At 56.3% G+C, this 16585-nt stretch carries 15 protein-coding genes; 9 read left to right on the top strand and 6 right to left on the bottom strand.

What is annotated here, in order from left to right; genetic code table 11:
• Positions 1-71 precede the first annotated feature (71 nt).
• From cysD to Q0915_RS14010, 3 genes are all read left to right on the top strand, one after another.
• Positions 72-1001, top strand: coding sequence for a sulfate adenylyltransferase subunit CysD (gene cysD, locus Q0915_RS14020; protein WP_299472147.1), 930 nt, complete (start codon positions 72-74; stop codon positions 999-1001).
• A 1-nt stretch (position 1002) separates the two neighbouring features.
• Positions 1003-2910 (top strand): sulfate adenylyltransferase subunit CysN, encoded by a 1908-nt coding sequence (cysN, locus tag Q0915_RS14015; RefSeq protein WP_299472146.1) that lies wholly within the window; start codon positions 1003-1005, stop codon positions 2908-2910.
• A 206-nt stretch (positions 2911-3116) separates the two neighbouring features.
• On the top strand, positions 3117-4130 hold the full coding sequence (locus Q0915_RS14010; RefSeq protein WP_299472145.1) for a GDP-mannose 4,6-dehydratase: 1014 nt from the start codon (positions 3117-3119) through the stop codon (positions 4128-4130).
• A 30-nt stretch (positions 4131-4160) separates the two neighbouring features.
• On the opposite strand, the gene Q0915_RS14005 is transcribed toward Q0915_RS14010, so the two are convergent.
• On the bottom strand, positions 4161-4640 hold the full coding sequence (locus tag Q0915_RS14005) for a YbaK/EbsC family protein (RefSeq protein ID WP_299472144.1): 480 nt from the start codon (positions 4638-4640) through the stop codon (positions 4161-4163).
• A gap of 256 nt (positions 4641-4896) precedes the next feature.
• On the opposite strand from Q0915_RS14005, the gene Q0915_RS14000 reads away from it, so the two are divergent.
• Positions 4897-5073, top strand: coding sequence for a hypothetical protein (locus Q0915_RS14000; protein ID WP_299472143.1), 177 nt, complete (start codon positions 4897-4899; stop codon positions 5071-5073).
• 97 nt (positions 5074-5170) lie between these two features.
• Here the strand turns inward: Q0915_RS14000 and Q0915_RS13995 are convergent, their stop codons facing one another.
• Positions 5171-6328, bottom strand: a complete 1158-nt coding sequence (locus tag Q0915_RS13995) for an FAD-dependent oxidoreductase (RefSeq protein WP_299472142.1) — start codon at positions 6326-6328, stop codon at positions 5171-5173.
• Between the two features lie 129 nt (positions 6329-6457).
• Between Q0915_RS13995 and mnmD the strand changes: the two genes are divergently transcribed.
• Positions 6458-7180: a tRNA (5-methylaminomethyl-2-thiouridine)(34)-methyltransferase MnmD gene (mnmD, locus tag Q0915_RS13990; RefSeq protein ID WP_299472141.1), complete on the top strand. Its 723-nt coding sequence runs from the start codon at positions 6458-6460 to the stop codon at positions 7178-7180.
• 6 nt (positions 7181-7186) lie between these two features.
• Here mnmD and Q0915_RS13985 read toward each other — a convergent pair whose 3' ends face one another.
• Positions 7187-8062, bottom strand: a complete 876-nt coding sequence (locus Q0915_RS13985) for a LysR family transcriptional regulator (protein ID WP_299472140.1) — start codon at positions 8060-8062, stop codon at positions 7187-7189.
• A 537-nt stretch (positions 8063-8599) separates the two neighbouring features.
• Between Q0915_RS13985 and bla the strand changes: the two genes are divergently transcribed.
• Positions 8600-9481, top strand: a complete 882-nt coding sequence (bla, locus tag Q0915_RS13980) for a class A beta-lactamase (RefSeq protein ID WP_299472139.1) — start codon at positions 8600-8602, stop codon at positions 9479-9481.
• A gap of 11 nt (positions 9482-9492) precedes the next feature.
• Here the strand turns inward: bla and Q0915_RS13975 are convergent, their stop codons facing one another.
• Positions 9493-10446 carry a 2-hydroxyacid dehydrogenase gene (locus Q0915_RS13975; protein ID WP_299472138.1) on the bottom strand — a complete coding sequence of 318 codons (954 nt, stop codon included), beginning with the start codon at positions 10444-10446 and terminating at the stop codon, positions 9493-9495.
• A gap of 165 nt (positions 10447-10611) precedes the next feature.
• Here Q0915_RS13975 and Q0915_RS13970 point away from each other — a divergent pair, with 165 nt between their 5' ends.
• Positions 10612-12252 carry a helix-turn-helix domain-containing protein gene (locus Q0915_RS13970; protein ID WP_299472137.1) on the top strand — a complete coding sequence of 547 codons (1641 nt, stop codon included), beginning with the start codon at positions 10612-10614 and terminating at the stop codon, positions 12250-12252.
• 82 nt (positions 12253-12334) lie between these two features.
• On the opposite strand, the gene Q0915_RS13965 is transcribed toward Q0915_RS13970, so the two are convergent.
• Positions 12335-12694, bottom strand: coding sequence for a metalloregulator ArsR/SmtB family transcription factor (locus Q0915_RS13965; RefSeq protein WP_299472136.1), 360 nt, complete (start codon positions 12692-12694; stop codon positions 12335-12337).
• A gap of 221 nt (positions 12695-12915) precedes the next feature.
• Between Q0915_RS13965 and Q0915_RS13960 the strand changes: the two genes are divergently transcribed.
• Entirely contained in the window at positions 12916-13896 is a 981-nt protein-coding gene (locus tag Q0915_RS13960; RefSeq protein ID WP_299472135.1) for an acyl-CoA desaturase, read from the top strand.
• A 30-nt stretch (positions 13897-13926) separates the two neighbouring features.
• Here the strand turns inward: Q0915_RS13960 and Q0915_RS13955 are convergent, their stop codons facing one another.
• Entirely contained in the window at positions 13927-14403 is a 477-nt protein-coding gene (locus Q0915_RS13955; protein ID WP_299472134.1) for a hypothetical protein, read from the bottom strand.
• A gap of 319 nt (positions 14404-14722) precedes the next feature.
• Between Q0915_RS13955 and ettA the strand changes: the two genes are divergently transcribed.
• Positions 14723-16372 carry an energy-dependent translational throttle protein EttA gene (gene ettA, locus Q0915_RS13950; protein WP_299472133.1) on the top strand — a complete coding sequence of 550 codons (1650 nt, stop codon included), beginning with the start codon at positions 14723-14725 and terminating at the stop codon, positions 16370-16372.
• The last annotated feature ends 213 nt before the right edge of the window (positions 16373-16585 follow it).

The following is a 16585-nucleotide window of genomic DNA, read 5'->3' as shown; positions in this document are numbered from 1 at the left end:
GTCCCTGCCACAAAAAAGACAGGACAGATCCAGATAAAGCCGGCTCGCCGGACATAACGGAAAAAGCGAACATGAATATGCAATCTCACGGGATCACGCCCGAGCGCCTCAGCAATTTGAAGCGTCTGGAAGCGGAAAGCATCCATATCATCAGGGAAGTGGCGGCAGAGTTCTCCAATCCGGTGATGCTCTATTCCATCGGCAAGGATTCCGGCGTCATGCTGCACCTTGCCATGAAGGCCTTTTATCCTTCCAGGCCGCCGTTCCCGTTGCTTCATGTCGATACCACCTGGAAATTCCGGGACATGATCCGGTTTCGCGATGACACGGCCAAGCGCCTGGGACTGGATCTACTGGTCCACACAAACCCCGAAGGGCTGGAAAAGAACATCAATCCGTTCGACAACGGATCGTCCGTTCACACGCACATCATGAAGACCGAAGCCCTCAAGCAGGCGCTCGACAAATACGGCTTCGACGCTGCCTTCGGCGGGGCACGCAGGGACGAAGAGAAGTCCCGCGCCAAGGAACGCGTCTTTTCCTTCCGCAACGCCAATCATGGCTGGGACCCGAAGAACCAGCGTCCCGAACTGTGGAACCTCTACAACGCCCGCGTTGCCAAGGGGGAGAGCATCAGGGCGTTTCCGCTGTCCAATTGGACTGAACTCGATATCTGGCAGTACATCCTGACGGAAAACATTCCGATGGTGCCGCTCTATCTGGCGGCCACGCGACCGGTCGTGGAACGGGACGGCATGCTCATCATGGTCGATGACGACCGAATGAAGCTTCTGCCGGGCGAAATCATCCAGGAAAAGAAGGTCCGGTTCCGGACACTCGGCTGCTATCCGCTCACCGGCGCCATTGAGTCGGACGCAGATACGCTACCCGCCATCGTTCGTGAAATGCTGATTGCCCGCACGTCCGAGCGCCAGGGGCGCCTGATCGACAAGGACGAAAGCGCGTCCATGGAAAAGAAAAAGCGGGAAGGGTATTTCTAAGATGACTGCAGACGTTAAAGAAGCCGCCGAAACCGCGGTCACAGACTATATCCTTGCACAGGAAACCAAGGATCAGCTGCGCTTTCTCACCTGCGGTTCCGTGGATGACGGCAAATCGACCCTGATCGGCCGGTTGCTCTACGACACCAAACTGATCTTCGAGGATCAGCTGGCCGCGCTTGAACGCGATTCCAAGAAACACGGAACGGTCGGGGAAGATATCGATCTCGCCCTTCTCGTTGACGGCCTGGAGGCGGAACGTGAACAGGGCATAACGATCGACGTTGCCTACCGCTTCTTTGCCACGGACAAACGCAAGTTCATCGTTGCCGATACGCCCGGCCACGAGCAATACACCCGCAACATGGCAACCGGCGCGTCGACGGCAGATCTCGCGGTTCTTTTGGTGGATGCACGCAACGGTCTCATGGTCCAGACACGCCGCCATGCCTTCATCGCCTCGCTCCTCGGCATTCGTCACGTCGTGCTGGCGGTCAACAAGATCGACCTCGCCGGCTACTCGGAAGACCGTTTCAACGAGATCCGCAAGGATTTCGAGGTCTTTGCCAACGGCTTTGATTTCGAGACACTCCAGGCGATTCCGATGTCGGCCCGTTTCGGTGACAATGTCACGGCCAAAGGCCAGAACATGGATTGGTACCAGGGCCCGACGCTGCTCGAGCATCTGGAGACGGTTGAGGTCGGCGAAGACGCTCTGGAGGCGCCATTCCGCTTTCCGGTTCAGTGGGTCAATCGGCCCAATCTCGATTTTCGCGGATATTCAGGAACGATCGCAAGCGGCCGCGTGGCAACCGGCGACGAACTTGTTGTGGCCGGACCGGCCAAGATATCGAAGGTGAAGACCATTGTCGGCGCGGCGGGGGAGGTGCCCGAAGCGCGAGCCGGTGAGGCGGTCACGATTACGCTGGAAGACGAAATCGACATCTCGCGCGGGGACCTTCTGTCATCGACCGCGCATCGCCCCGATGTCGCCGATCAGTTTGCCGCTCATGTGATCTGGATGAGCGACGAGCCGCTGCTACCGGGACGCCCCTATCTCCTGAAGATCGGCACGCGGACCGTGACGGCGACGGTTTCGGAAATCAAACACAAGATCAACGTCAACACATTCGAGCATGTCGCCGGAAAGACGCTGGAACTCAACGAGATCGCGTTCTGCAATTTTGCACTGTCGTCTTCCGTTCCGTTCGACCCCTATGAAGCAAACAGATCGACGGGATCGTTCATCCTGATCGACAGGATGTCCAATGCCACCGTTGGTGCGGGCATGGTGTGGTTCGCACTTCGGCGCGCGAGCAATATTCATTGGCAGGCGCTTGATGTCGACCGCACGGCACGCTCCGAAAAGCTGGGCCAGAAACCCGCGGTTCTCTGGTTCACCGGCCTTTCCGGATCCGGCAAGTCGACAATTGCCTCGATAGTGGAAAAGAAACTCCATATCGACGGGCGGCACACCTATACGCTTGACGGCGACAACGTCCGCCATGGCCTGAACAAGGATCTCGGCTTCACGGACGTGGACCGTGTCGAGAACATCCGCCGCGTCGGCGAGGTCGCACGGCTCTTCACCGATGCCGGTCTTATCACCCTGGTCTCCTTCATTTCACCGTTCAAGGCCGAGCGGCAGATGGCACGGGACCTGTTGGGCGAGGGAGAATTCGTCGAGGTTTTTGTCGACACACCCATTGAGGTTTGCCGCCAACGCGATCCGAAAGGTCTTTATGCGAAGGCTGACCGGGGCGAGATCAAGAATTTCACCGGCATCGACAGTCCTTATGAAGCGCCTGAAAACCCGGAAGTCCATATTCGCAACGTCAATCGCGATCCGGAGGACATTGCCGAGGAAGTGATTGCGTATCTTCGCGAACGCGGGTTCTTGAACTCGTAAGGCAGCGCATCAGCTCAGGTGAACGAAGGCGGTGCAGCGTTCCATCAGGACGCTGCTCCATTCTTTTGGTTCGTTCGTTGGCACTCGGCGCGACTGTAAAATTTATTTCCGAGCCGGGACCGGACTTTGCCGTTGCCCGGGGCCGCGAAGCCCTTTAAGACGCCTTCCAACACTCCTCGAAGGGCTCTAAAGGGCTAAAGGCGCAGATGAAAACCGTTTTGGTAACTGGTGCAGCGGGCTTTATCGGATACTTTTTGTGCACGCGTCTGTTAAAGGACGGCTTCAGGGTCATCGGGCTGGACGCCATGACGGACTACTACGATGTCCGGCTCAAGGAGCGCAGGCAGCAGATGCTCCTGCAGCACGAGCATTTCCAGGCGATCAACGACAGGGTCGAGGCATCGGACCTCCTCATGTCGCTGTTTCGGACGGAAAAGCCCGATTTCGTCATTCATCTGGCAGCCCAGGCAGGCGTTCGTTATTCAATCGAAAACCCCCGGTCCTATCTGGAAAGCAATATCTGCGGCACTTTCGAGCTTCTGGAGGCCGCCCGTGCCCATCCTCCGGAGCACATGCTTTTGGCATCGACGTCGTCAGCATATGGTGCGAATGAGGTGATGCCCTACACGGAAACCGACAAGGCCGATCATCAGGTCTCGTTCTATGCGGCGACCAAGAAGGCAACGGAATCGATGGCGCATTCCTATGCCCATCTCTATGATCTTCCCATCACCATGTTCCGCTTTTTTACCGTCTACGGGCCCTGGGCCCGGCCGGACATGGCGCATCACAAGTTTGCCAAGGCAATTCTCGAAGGGCGGCCGATCGACGTCTACAACTACGGCGACATGAAGCGGGATTTCACTTATGTGGAGGATCTCGTTGAAGGTATCCGTCTGTTGATGGACGCGGTGCCTGTGCGTCCCGGTGACGGCGAAGAGGTACCGGAAGGCGACAGCCTTTCGCCGGTTGCACCCTGGCGGATCGTCAATATCGGCAATTCGACAAGCGTTCAGCTCACGGAATTCATCGATGCCATTGAAGAGGCAACCGGAAAGAAGGCTGAACGAAACCTGATGCCGATGCAGCCCGGTGACGTCGTCGCGACCTGGGCCAATGCCGATCTACTCAAATCGCTCACGGGATATACGCCGAAAACAAGTGTGCGCGAAGGGATCGCCAAGTTCGTGGAGTGGTACAGGGATTACTACCGGGTCTAGGTCTTGTCTCTGCCACCTGAAGAGTGACTTCTACGGCGTGCTCCCACTCGGCGACTGACACACATCAACCCATTCTGCGCCAGTGATATCGGCCATTCGGTCCGGCGCGATTCTGACAGCTGCGTTTGTGGCGCCCGCTGCCGGGATCACAACATCAAAATCCTTCAGCGATACGTCGCAGTAAACGGGCAGGGGGTGTGCCAGGCCGAACGGGCAGACGCCTCCGACGGGGTGACCTGTCAGGCTTTCGGCTTCCTCGCGGCCGAGCATCTTGGCCTTCGCACCAAACGCGGCTTTTGTTTTTTTGTTGTCCAGGCGGACATCTCCGCGGGCAACAAGCAGAAAGATCTTGTCGCGCACCTGAAGCGAAAGCGTTTTTGCAATTTGTCCGGGTAGTACTCCGTGGGCCTGTGCCGCCAGCTCCACGGTTGCGCTGCTGTCCTCCGTCTCAATGATGACGAGGTCCGGCGCAGCAGCAGAAAGATGCTCGCGCACACTGGAAAGGCTCATACCTCGAATACTCCCTGTTTCTATACTCGGTATTGTAAAATCTGACATTGGCCGAGTCCTGCCGCAATCAAAAGGGACGAAAACAAATTGTGTATAGGATTAATTTCCACATGTCAGAAATTAAGAAAGCATTCATACTGAATTTAAACGGGAGTTAAACACTTGCTCCCTAATGCTTATTACTAATGCGACGGAGAATTACGTTTTAGCGTCTTAAGCGCGCCAAGTTTCGAGGATCGCCACTATGGCCAGAGCCATGACAGCAATGAGGGAAGTTCGTAACCCGGAGTTGGGAAGAACCGAACCGGCTGTCCTGCCGAAACGGCGCGTCGAAGTTGCAAGCCTTCCGGTTCTTGTCGCGAAGAACCTGCTTTTCTGGGGTTCAATCTCCATCAGCTTTTTCGGTCTCTACACGATCGTATCGGCTCTTTAGACCAAACGCCTTCACGTTCTTCACTCTAAGATATCGCCCATACCCCTGTGCGGCCTTGTGGATCGCTGCAAGGAAACGGTGCGTTATGTTTCGCCGATCATCGATCTCTTTTCAGCAGGTTCTCACCGAAGTGATGATCCGGCTGAAAGGTTTGCGGCAAGGGATGCCGCGGTTTTTGGTCTGTCATTTCGCAGATCAGGCAATCGGCAATCAAATGTGCAATGCCGAATGAGATCTTGTAGCCGCCTGTCGCCGCATACACCCTTTCGGAGCCCGGCAGCTTGCCGGCCACGGGATCGCGGCGATTGCACCTTGGCCGGATACCGGCCCATTCGGTCAGAATGTCACGTCCGTCCAGCGAAGGGCAAAAGGACTGTGCGCGGGCAATGAGTTCAGCGGTTCTGGCGGGTGAGGGCAACGCGTCATTAAATTCCCGGTCCGCAGTGCTGCCGACCGCCACAGTGCCATTACCGTGCGGGACCACATAGAGCCCGTCGCAATAGATCGCAGGTTTGTTTTCCAAACCCTTGCCGTCAAGTAGAAGAGCCTGACCTTTCTCACCGCGGCCAATCCGCTCTCCAACAAACAGGTCGATCAGGTCAAAGGCTGCAAATCCGCCGGAAAGGACGAGATTTCGGGCGAACAGATCTGTCTGCCCGTCAAGTGAGACCCGGCCGGACGATTCTTCGTATCCTACGACTTTGGCCCCTTCCAGCAATGTTCCCTCGCGGCGAACGAAGGCGGCCAGCGCAGAAAGGTAGAGGCGAGGCGAGGCCCGTGCTGCCAGGGTCTCATAAACGATGCCATAAGGAGCTGCAGCCGCGTCCAGCCAGTCCGACCGGCGGCCTGCAGGTTCAACCACGTAGGAAAATCCTGTCTCTTCCGGACGCCAGCGTGTTTTGCTCTCTTCCGCGCGCTCCAGATGATGATCGAGCTTGTCCTGCGTTGTCAGCGGCAGGATGCGTCCGCAGCGGGTGTAACCGCAGCTTAAGCCAGTGTCCGCCTCAAGTTGGCGCACATGGTCTTCCAGTGAAAGGAGCGCCTGAAACTGGAACTCTTTTTTCGGATTCCAGCGTGCGGGCATATGCGGCATCAGGGCGCCGAGCAGACCGCCGCTGGCGCCCGCGCCGATATGTTCTGCCTCCAGTACGACCGTACGAAGGCCTTGTTGAATGGCGCGGCGGGCGATTGAAAGACCGAAGATCCCGGCACCTGCAATGGCAATGTCAAATGGCGCGGCAGTGGCAGGCGGCATGTTTCGCTCGGTCTCCGGTCTTGATTGCAATGATCGGCTCTCATAAGAGAACACGGCGGTTTTGGCAAAGAAATTGGAACGCAGAATGAGCGTCAGGTTTGCTACCGATGGCGTAAGGACGCAACAGCAATGGTCACAAGGGCACCTCAACTGGAATGGCTGGAAGGCGATGTGCCGAAAGCCACAGGGTTCCAGGACACCTATTTCTCAAAGGCAGGTGGACTGGAAGAGACCCGGCATGTGTTTTTGGCTGGAAATGGATTGCCGGAACGGCTTCAGGGCCGCGAAAACTTTACGGTGGCGGAATTCGGCTTTGGGACAGGGCTCAACTTCCTGACGACGCTGGCAGCGCTTGGCGAAATCAAGAGCCCACCGGAACTCAGCTTCGTCTCCTTCGAACTTTTTCCACTCGCTTTATCTCAGCTGAAGCGAGCATTGAACGCTTTCCCGGAACTGAATGCTTACTCTGAAGAACTGCTAAGCGTGTGGCAGCCGGAGCCGGGCTGGAACGAGATAGCGGTTGGCAGCGCCAAGCTGGTACTCGGGGTCGGTGATGCAAGAGAACTGATTTCGGACCTTTCCAGCACTCAAGGGGAAAAGGCCTGCGCGCCTCAAGATCCCATAGCCGTTGATGCCTGGTATCTCGACGGGTTCAGTCCGGCCAGGAACCCGGAACTGTGGGATGAGGGGCTTTTGAAAGCGGCGGCGGACCTGACGGTGATCGGTGGAACAATTGCAACCTATACCGCAGCCGGCTGGGTGCGCCGTAACCTCCAGGCCGCCGGATTTCAGATTGAAAAGAAGCCGGGTTTCGCCGGCAAGCGCGAGATGGTTGTTGGCCTCAAGGCGTGACACGCTTCAGGTCTCGGCAGCGGCCTGGTCCTTCAGCCAGCTTCGAAACGTTTGCATGGCGGCGGTCTCCTCGCGAGACTTGAGCCAGGTGAGCCAGTAGCCGCCGGTTTCAATTCCAATGTCGAAGGGTTGCACGATCCGTCCGCTTTCAAGGTCGCGCTCGAACAGTCTTACCGGCACAAGGCCGATGCCGGCGCCTTGGGCGGCGGCGTCGACGATCGCAAGCGACGTGTCGAACATCCAGCCCCGGCTGTGTGGCGGCGGCAGGTCAGCTGACTGGAACCAGAGCGCCCATTCGTTCAGCCGGTAGGACCGGAGCAGGGGCTTTTCCAACAGGTCTGCCGGTGCGCGAAGGAGCCGCGCAAACTCCGGAGCGCAGACCGGAAACAGCTTTGCACCGAAGAGGGCAACAGCTTCCGTGCCATGCCAGCTTCCGTCTCCGAAGCGGATAAAGCAGTCCAGCCCGTCTGTGAGCAGATCGGCGCGATTGTTGTTAGTCTTCAGGCGAATATCGATGTGCGGATGGAGCGAGGAAAAGTCGCGCAGGCGGCTCAAAAGCCATCCCGTGGCAAAGCTTGAAACGACACCGATTGTCAGAATCTCGCGAAAGTTGCCGTCCTCAAGCCGGTTGAGTGCATCGCTCATGCGGCGGAACGCGTCGCTGAGGACAGGGAGCAGAGCTTGACCCTCATCCGTCAACGTGACACCCCGCGCCCCACGTTTGAAGAGCGGCACCCGAAGCGTTTCCTCAAGCGACTTCACCTGATGGCTGACGGCTGTCTGCGAAACGCGGAGTTCCAGTCCGGCGCGTGTGAAACTCTGCAACCGTGCCGACGCTTCAAACGCACGTAGCGCGTTGAGGGGTATTCTGGAAAGGTCCATGGCGTACTCGCTACTCTCCGGTTTGCAGGGTGTGCCTTTGCTCTATTCGCCACCCGCCTTCAAAACACAAGCCAGGACCAGGTCTTGAGACAAGTGCGATTGTCACAATTTCTTCTCATCTTGAAGTGCGCAGCAAAGCGAAGCCTCGAAGGTCGGGCCGCGCACCCGGAGACTGCGGCGCATCCTTCGAGACAACGCTACGCGCTTCCTCAGGATGAGGACGGCACTTCGTCGCCTCAGCCCAGGTTCCGGTGGCTTCTTGCCTAGCCCAGTTAGGCACACTCCAGACACTGAAGGTTGCAGCTCTCTGCAGTGCAGCATTCGGCATGACAAGCCTTGAAACAGCAGATCACTCCGTACCTCACCTTGCATCGAAACAGGACGGCAATTGAACATGGCCAAGTTTTTCTCATGCCTGACGTTATCAATCATCATTTGTCTTATGTGAAAGGCAAGCGCAATGTCTGTCGCGTCTGAAGCGGTCCATAAGGGGGGCAGAACGCAGCAGGCGATTTTTCACACTGTCTGGAGACGATGATGATTTTGAGCAGTCGCAGGTTTGCCCTCCTGGGTTTGTTGATCCCGTTCCTGTCTGTTGTTCCCGCTGGAGCAGCAGACTTTGACCCCGGTCCGGTCGCGAGCACTGTCCAGGACATAGAAGCCCGATTGTCGGCCAGGGTCGGTGTCGCGATCATCGACACGCAAACAGGCAAGACCTGGTCGAATAAAGGCGATGAGCGCTTTCCCCTGAACAGCACTTTCAAGGCTCTCCTGTGCGCGGCGCTGCTGGACGCCGCCGCGAAAGGAACGGCCGATCCGAAGCGCGAGGTGGTGGTGAAGGAGAGTGATATTGTTTCCTACTCACCGGTTACAGAAAAGCGCGTCGGCGGTGAGAGTTTCACAATCGCGGAACTGTGCGAAGTCACGGTCACGATAAGCGATAATGCCGCCGCGAACCTTGTCATGGCGGAACTCGGCGGGCCGGACAGTGTAACTGCCTACCTGCGGCAGATCGGCGATGATAAGACCCGCATCGACCGCTGGGAACCGGAGTCGAACACGGGCATTCCGGGTGATCCAAGGGACACGACCACGCCGTGGGCGGCAGCCGAAACGCTCCGCAAACTGGTGTTAGGCAATGCTCTGGACCCTCAGGCGAGGGACACGCTTACCGGCTGGCTTGAAGGCAACAAGGTCGGGAACAAGACCCTGCGGGCCGGACTGCCAAAGGACTGGCGCATTGCCGACAAAACCGGCGCCGGCGCGAACGGATCGCGCAACAACATAGCGGTTATCTGGCCGGAAGGGCGCAAGCCGGTGGTGATCGCAGTCTACATCACCCAGACGACGGCCGCTTTCCAGACCCGAAACAAGGCCATTGAAACGATCGGGTCAGCTCTGGTTGAAAGTCTTCGTTAGCAGCTGAAATTTCAGCTCATTTCCGGAACCGGCGTCACAGGTTTTCCCGTTGCAAACCAGCTCTTCAGATTGTCGACGACAAGCTGGCCCATGGCGTTGCGGGTGGCCTGGGATGCCGATCCGACATGCGGGAGCAGGGTGACGCGAGGCAGCTTCATCAGGCGCTCCGGCGTGCAGGGCTCTTCTTCGAAAACGTCCAGTCCGGCTCCATAGATCCTGCCTGTCTCCAGAGCTTCGGCGAGCGCAGCCTCGTCGATCACGGAGCCGCGGCCGATATTGATGACAATGCCATCGGGTCCGAGCGCGGAGAGCACCTCCGCGTTCACCGCGTGTTGGGTTTCTGCGCCGCCCGGCGCCACCACCATCAATGTGTCGCAGGCCTCCGCGAGCGCAGTCAGGCTCGCATGATAGGGGTAGTCCACTCCGTCCTGCCGGGAGCGGCCGTGATAATGAACCTTGAGACCGAAGCTCTCGGCCCGTTTGGCAATCGCCTTGCCGATGCGCCCGAGCCCGAAGATGCCGAGTGTACGTCCCTGCACGGTTGCTTGTGTAAGAGGATATCCGCCTTTGCCGGTCCAGCTGCCGTCGCGCAGCCATGTTTCGGCCTGCCCAAGCTCGCGCACGGTCATGATCATCAGGCCGATGGCCGTGTCGGCGACTTCTTCGGTCAGAACGTCGGGCGTGTGCGTAACCATCACCTTGGCAGCAAGGCACGCATCCGTATCGATGTGGTCGTAGCCGACGCCGAAACTTGAGACGATCTCCAGGTTAGGCATCTTAGCGAGAAAGGCCTCATCGACTTCCACCCAGGACATGGCAACACCGCGGATTGTGTCTCCGACCTCCCGAAGCATCGCTTCCGGGTCCGCAGCCTCGTAAAGCCGGTGGACAGTGAACTCGGCATCGAGCTGCTCCTGGACGATGGGCAGCATCGGCTTGGTCATGAGAATATCTGGTTTTGGCATGTGGGTGTCCGGGAAGGGGAGTGGTGAGGCTGGGCAGACGATATATGTTGGAACGAACAGTGAAAAGAGTATTTTCAATCGCCCGCAAGGTTGGGTTTTCAATTGAGGTTGTTGGACCAAAATAGGATATTGGCTCGTGACGCAACCATAGATTACAGTGGGCAAATGAGCGAAGAAAATGCAAATGGCATCCAAGATCAGGTAATCTTAGTTCGCGACGACGATTTTTTTGTCCCAAGGTGTTTGGATGAGCATGTCGCATCTGTCAGGTTGTGGACCACAAGCAATTATTACAATGACGGCTATGATCTGCGCGTATCAGCATTTTTTGGAACTGAGAGAGTTTTAATCTCAGTTGAAGACTTAGAACTCAGCACAAAGATTTCTATACAAAAGGCAGAGGTTGTTGTTGAAGGATTTTCAAGTGATCTTGTTGTGCTAAGTATACCGAGTACTCAGCTTTCAGAAATTACGCACAAGAGCATCGAGGAAGTATCAGAGCATAAAAATACAGGTGGAAATACAAGCGGAAAAGTCAGTCTAAGCGAAGAAAAGGCAGGTTTGTCGCTCTCGGGGGCATTCAAAAGAGAATTAGGACAGCAAAGTGTTTCGAAACAAATTATCGAAGCGAAAAAAATAAGAAGTGGTTGGGATCTGATTTCCGATAGAACTGTACGCGTGTATCAGGGTGGACAGACTTTAGATGGAGTAGAGCTTCCTGAGGTTGCGCTATGGCGGGCAGTTCCCAAGCATACCGACAGGGCGACCGGGGTTGCTGTTTGCGTTAGGGTTCGCGAAGATTGGATAACATTTGAGGGCACACGTTATGAAAAAGGCAAGAGCCCCATCGCTTCAGCTGTTGGAAAGCTACTGACCTCTGAAAATCACAGAAAGAAAGTTCTTTTCGATATCTTAATCAAACACTTATCGCTCCTAGGGTTGCAGAAATCCGATGACAAACTGCAAGCTACACTCGCTACGACTGCAATAATTGTGAAGCCAGAAAGTGACGAAGCACTCTCTGTACCTTCGGAAGGCCGCGTCAGCCTTCAGCTTCCGTCAAAGTCAATTTATTCATTCTTGGATGCCGAGGATGGTCAGGAAGAAGCAGCATTGGTTGCGCTAGGTGTTCCGAAACATTTAATTCCGCCAGAACCTGGCTTTAATGTAAGCTCAGCAAGTATTCGAGGTAACAGCGAGTTTCTACCAAGGGGGTCGCCAATTGATGCAGTTAACGCCCTTAAGTTACTTGTAAACTCCGAACCAGTTAGTAAAGACCTTTTGTCTGAACGATTTGGCGACAATACCATTCGTGATCTATCAGCACTTAAATTAGTTCAAAGGTACAAAGGAAATACAATTTCCACCTCTGATCAATACAAAGATGTTGTGAGAGTTGTTCGGCACACAGCGAGTAATGCACCTAGTATGAAGGTTACAAGGGCTGTATTGCTCGCAAACTCTAAAGCATCAGTCTCCGAGATCGCAGATGCAGTTTCTTTAAAGCTTGGCAGAAATTGGACAAATGCAGGGACAAGAAAACGTCGAGGTAACGCGCTAAGAAGATGGTCACTTTGGTTGGAAGATTATCTCATCGATACTGAGGCGAATCCTGACGCGAAAGCACTAGTAGAATTTGCAAAGTCTACAAAAAAGAAGATCGGTGGACATACGAAAGTTACACCCGAGCGGGCAGACGAAGCAAGAAAACTACTACAGAGTGGATTAAGTAAACGCAAGATTGCTAAGCAGCTAAATGTTACTGCGGCCACACTTCGGAAAATTCTCGAAGCGACTAAAGATTAAAAAACCAAATCACTTAGACCAATCTCTAAGTACTTCGACAGTAGGAAGAAATTCCGGAAGCCGTGTTCTGAACTTGTCAGTTCTACTCTGAAATTTTCCCTTTTCCGATCGACGCGCTCTCCTTCTTGAGCGGACGCGAGACGGGACAGACTTCCTGCACATAGCTGTTGAGCGTGTTGGTCAGGCTTTCCTGCACAATCGAGTAGTGCACATACTGACCACGCTTTTCCTTTTGCACCAGGCCCGCTCCTTCCAGAACGCTCAGGTGCTGCGAGATCGAGGGTTTTGACATCTCGAACCGCTCCGCGATCTCTCCGGCAGTCAGCGAGCTATGGGAAAGATAGGCCAGGATTTTGCGCCGGGGGGCAGAGGCCAGGGCTTCGAAGATTTTCTGAATGCCACCTGTTTCTGCGGTGTTTTGCAGATCCGAATAATCACTCATGTCTGACTGTTCTCCTGCCACGCGCGTTAATCATCGAATAATTAGGTAGTTGCCTAATTATATAATTGATGGTAATTAGCTTACTGCCTAAATAGTGGACGTCCTTTCCAAAGGCAAGAGCCCGCTGGTTTCAGCGGGCGGATTTACAACTTTTTTCGCTTCCGTGCGCAGGTGCGGATGACGAGATGATCTGTGCCCCGATGGGCAGGGAAGGAACAAGCATGCCTGAGATCTGCACTGCGGCTCCGCAACCGATATCCACCGAACGCGTTTTTTCTGAAGGCGGCGCTAATCCCGTTGAAGGCCGCGTTGTCCTGCGTCCGGCCAAGACGGCCTGGATCGTTGGCATGACGGCAGTTGCGCTGATCGGCGGGCCTCTAACCTTCTCCTGGGCTGCATTTGGTGTCTTTGTCGTGCTGACCGCTGCTACCATCTGCGGCGGCCATTCGGTTGGCATGCACCGGCTGTTGATCCACCGGTCCTTCAAAGCCGTCCCATGGGTTGAGAGACTGCTGGTCTATCTCGGTGTTCTGGTCGGCATGGCCGGCCCCTTCGGAATGATCCGCCTGCATGACTTCCGTGACTGGGGTCAGCGCCAGGCCGACTGCCATGACTTCTTCGCGCACCGTGCAGGCTTCTGGAAAGACGCCTATTGGCAGCTGTGCTGTGGCATTGATCTGAGGCAGGAGCCGCGTTTTGAGATTGAGCCGGAAATTGCCGAAGATCCATTCTATCGGCGCGTTGAAAAGACGTGGATGGCGCAGCAGCTTGTGATCGCCGTGCCACTTTATCTGCTCGGCGGTCTGCCGTTTGTTGTCTGGGGTATTTGCTGCAGGGTCTCCGTGTCGCTGATCGGTCACTGGCTCTTTGGCTACTATGCGCATCAGCCGAAGGATCATCTGCTTTTTGTCAAGGGCGCCTGCGTTCAGGGCTATAATCTTCCACGCCTCGGCCTGGTTACCTTCGGCGAAGCCTTTCACGAAAACCACCACGCCTTCCCGAAATCCGCAAAGCTCGGGTTTCTGCCCGGCCAGACAGACCTCGGCTGGTGGCTGGTGAGGGGACTGGAGAGTATCAGCCTGGCCTGGGACGTCGAGACGCCGGAAACGCTCGACGCAAGGCCGGGTTTGAGCGTGAATGAAAAGCACCGCGCAGAACCGATGCTGAAAACGGGCTGGCTGCGATCGCTCACGGCCGAATAGCGGGAAGGGTATGTGGTGGCTGCGAAGACTTCAGTTCACAGAGATAATCTGAAAATCGAACCTGCCGGCCTGCAAGTCTCCGAAAAAGACTTCTATCGAACATTCGCCGGTTGGGTCGCCTTCCGAAACGCACCAGTAGTTTTCGACCCATCCATCCTTGACCGCGCGATATTCTTCGGTGATTGCCGTTGTACGGTCTTCGGAAATCCGGGAGGTGTCATACGCATCGTCCTCGCCAGACCAATAGACCGGTTGCTCCGGCAAGGTGAGGATTTCCTTCGTATGGATGAGCGTTTCGTCGCCAGCAATCTTGATGCGCCAGCCAAAACACGCTCGATCAGGAAGAAGAGGGACCTTGTCTGCGCGGTAATAGACTGGTTCGAAGTCACCTTCGGCAATACCCACCACGAATTCCGCCCTTTCGATCTCGACTGCGTGCGCGTTCCCGGTCAGAAACAAGAATGTTGAAACAGCCAGAAGACATCTGATCAGCTTCGCGCCATGCATGGATCTGCTCCTCATACAAAACGTTGTTTTGGTTGACCTGAAATGAACGTTGGGAAGACGCAACTGTCAACACGTCAGGGTAGAAAAGTGCAGAACGGAGCGCGTTCGGCAGCGCGCAGTTGGGTCCCCCACAGCTCGCATTGAAGCCCGCCAAGAATGGGCCGGTCCGTTCTCCCATTCGGCGACCCGGCGACCATGCTTTTTTCAATGGTGCCTATCATGAAACACCCCCATTGCCCCCGGCCTACATTTCGCATAAAAGACGCGGCAGAATTCCTAAGAATCCCGTCAGTTTTCGAAAGTGGAGAAGCGGAGCCCCATGGCGCGCCAGTTCATCTATCATATGCACGGCCTCTCCAAGGCCTATAACGACAAGAAAGTCCTCGACAACATTCACCTCTCCTTCTACCCGGACGCCAAGATCGGTATCCTGGGCCCGAACGGTGCCGGTAAGTCGACGCTTTTGAAGATCATGGCAGGCATCGACAAGGAATATTCCGGCGAAGCCTGGGCCGCGGAAGGCGCGAAAGTCGGCTACCTGCCTCAGGAGCCGCAGCTCGACAATTCCAAGACGGTCATGGAAAACATCATGGAAGGCGTCGCCCACAAGCAGGCCAAGCTCGACCGCTACAACGAGCTGATGATGGATTATTCGGACGAAACCGCCGATGAAGCCGCGTCGCTTCAGGACGAGATTGACGCCCAGGATCTGTGGAACCTGGAAAGCCAGGTCGAAATGGCGATGGAAGCGCTGCGCTGCCCGCCGTCCGACAGCGGTGTCGAAAGCCTCTCCGGTGGTGAGCGCCGCCGTGTCGCGCTCTGCAAGCTGCTCCTGTCCGAACCGGATCTTCTGCTGCTCGACGAGCCGACCAACCACCTGGATGCTGAAACCGTTCACTGGCTGGAACGGCACCTGCGCGAGTTCAAAGGCTCCGTTCTGATCATCACCCACGATCGCTACTTCCTCGACAATGTCACCGGCTGGATCCTGGAGCTCGATCGCGGACGCGGCATTCCCTACGAAGGCAACTACTCGGTCTATCTGGAAAAGAAGACCAAGCGCATGGAGCAGGAAGGCCGCGAGAACATGGCCCGCTCGAGGGCGATTTCCCGCGAGCGCGAATGGATGGGCATGTCGCCGAAGGGCCGCCAGACAAAGTCCAAGGCGCGTATCCGCGCCTACCAGGACCTTGTCGCCATGCAGGAAGAGCGTCAGCCGACCATCGAGCAGATCCTCATTCCGGTTGGCGAGCGCCTCGGTGCCAACGTCATCGACCTGGAAGGTGTTTCCAAAGGCTTCGGCGACCGTCTTCTGATCGAGGATCTGTCCTTCAAGCTGCCGCGCGGTGGCATTGTCGGAGTGATCGGTCCGAACGGTGCCGGAAAGTCGACCCTCTTCAAGATGCTGACGGGGCAGGAAAAGCCGGATGGCGGCAATGTCACCATCGGCGACAGCGTCCAGCTCGGTTATGTCGACCAGTCGCGCGATGCGCTCGACCCGGACAAGACCGTCTGGGAAGAAATCTCCGGCGGCGCCGAGGTGATCTATCTCGATGACAAGGAAATCAACTCCCGCGCCTATTGCTCGTCCTTCAACTTCAAGGGCCCGGCTCAGCAGGCCAAGGTCGGTGACCTCTCCGGTGGTCAGCGCAACCGCGTGCATCTGGCGAAGGTCCTGAAAAAAGGCGCCAACGTTCTCCTGCTCGACGAGCCGACCAACGACCTCGATACCGAGACGCTGGCAGCTCTGGAAGATGCATTGGAAAACTATGCCGGCTGCGCCGTGGTCATCTCGCACGACCGTATGTTCCTCGACCGTCTGGCAACGCACATGCTTGCTTTTGAAGGCGACAGCCACGTGGAATGGTTCGAAGGCAACTTCGAAGACTATGAAAAAGACAAGGTCCGCCGCCTCGGCGCCCACGCCGCCGACCCGCGCCGGATCAAGTACAAGCCGCTGACGCGCTGAGTGTCGCAAGGAACCAGAGTTGGAGAGGCGGTCCCAGAGGCCGCCTTTTTCATGCCGTCATCCCGGACGTCCAGAGGAAGATCCGGGATCGGAGAGCCGGAAGCGCTTCTTTCTCCTTGAGGAGCCGGGGCTCTCCGGTTCCGGTTTTCGCTGTGCTTGGCCGGAATGACGAAGGTGGGCATTCAGCCGCGCCTTGGAGAACCTCATCCTGTG

The sequence above is a fragment of the uncultured Roseibium sp. genome (assembly GCF_947494555.1).
Classification (GTDB): Bacteria; Pseudomonadota; Alphaproteobacteria; order Rhizobiales; family Stappiaceae; genus Roseibium.
This window is presented reverse-complemented; position numbering and strand designations above follow the sequence as displayed.

What these genes read in the sequence shown, in the direction of transcription:
- cysD (WP_299472147.1), top strand. Translation starts at nt 72, where the DNA reads ATGAATATGCAATCTCACGGGATCACGCCCGAGCGCCTCAGCAATTTG.
- cysN (WP_299472146.1), top strand. Translation starts at nt 1,003, where the DNA reads ATGACTGCAGACGTTAAAGAAGCCGCCGAAACCGCGGTCACAGACTAT.
- Q0915_RS14010 (WP_299472145.1), top strand. Translation starts at nt 3,117, where the DNA reads ATGAAAACCGTTTTGGTAACTGGTGCAGCGGGCTTTATCGGATACTTT.
- Q0915_RS14005 (WP_299472144.1), bottom strand. Translation starts at nt 4,640, where the DNA reads ATGAGCCTTTCCAGTGTGCGCGAGCATCTTTCTGCTGCTGCGCCGGAC.
- Q0915_RS14000 (WP_299472143.1), top strand. Translation starts at nt 4,897, where the DNA reads ATGACAGCAATGAGGGAAGTTCGTAACCCGGAGTTGGGAAGAACCGAA.
- Q0915_RS13995 (WP_299472142.1), bottom strand. Translation starts at nt 6,328, where the DNA reads ATGCCGCCTGCCACTGCCGCGCCATTTGACATTGCCATTGCAGGTGCC.
- mnmD (WP_299472141.1), top strand. Translation starts at nt 6,458, where the DNA reads ATGGTCACAAGGGCACCTCAACTGGAATGGCTGGAAGGCGATGTGCCG.
- Q0915_RS13985 (WP_299472140.1), bottom strand. Translation starts at nt 8,062, where the DNA reads ATGGACCTTTCCAGAATACCCCTCAACGCGCTACGTGCGTTTGAAGCG.
- bla (WP_299472139.1), top strand. Translation starts at nt 8,600, where the DNA reads ATGATTTTGAGCAGTCGCAGGTTTGCCCTCCTGGGTTTGTTGATCCCG.
- Q0915_RS13975 (WP_299472138.1), bottom strand. Translation starts at nt 10,446, where the DNA reads ATGCCAAAACCAGATATTCTCATGACCAAGCCGATGCTGCCCATCGTC.
- Q0915_RS13970 (WP_299472137.1), top strand. Translation starts at nt 10,612, where the DNA reads ATGAGCGAAGAAAATGCAAATGGCATCCAAGATCAGGTAATCTTAGTT.
- Q0915_RS13965 (WP_299472136.1), bottom strand. Translation starts at nt 12,694, where the DNA reads ATGAGTGATTATTCGGATCTGCAAAACACCGCAGAAACAGGTGGCATT.
- Q0915_RS13960 (WP_299472135.1), top strand. Translation starts at nt 12,916, where the DNA reads ATGCCTGAGATCTGCACTGCGGCTCCGCAACCGATATCCACCGAACGC.
- Q0915_RS13955 (WP_299472134.1), bottom strand. Translation starts at nt 14,403, where the DNA reads ATGCATGGCGCGAAGCTGATCAGATGTCTTCTGGCTGTTTCAACATTC.
- ettA (WP_299472133.1), top strand. Translation starts at nt 14,723, where the DNA reads ATGGCGCGCCAGTTCATCTATCATATGCACGGCCTCTCCAAGGCCTAT.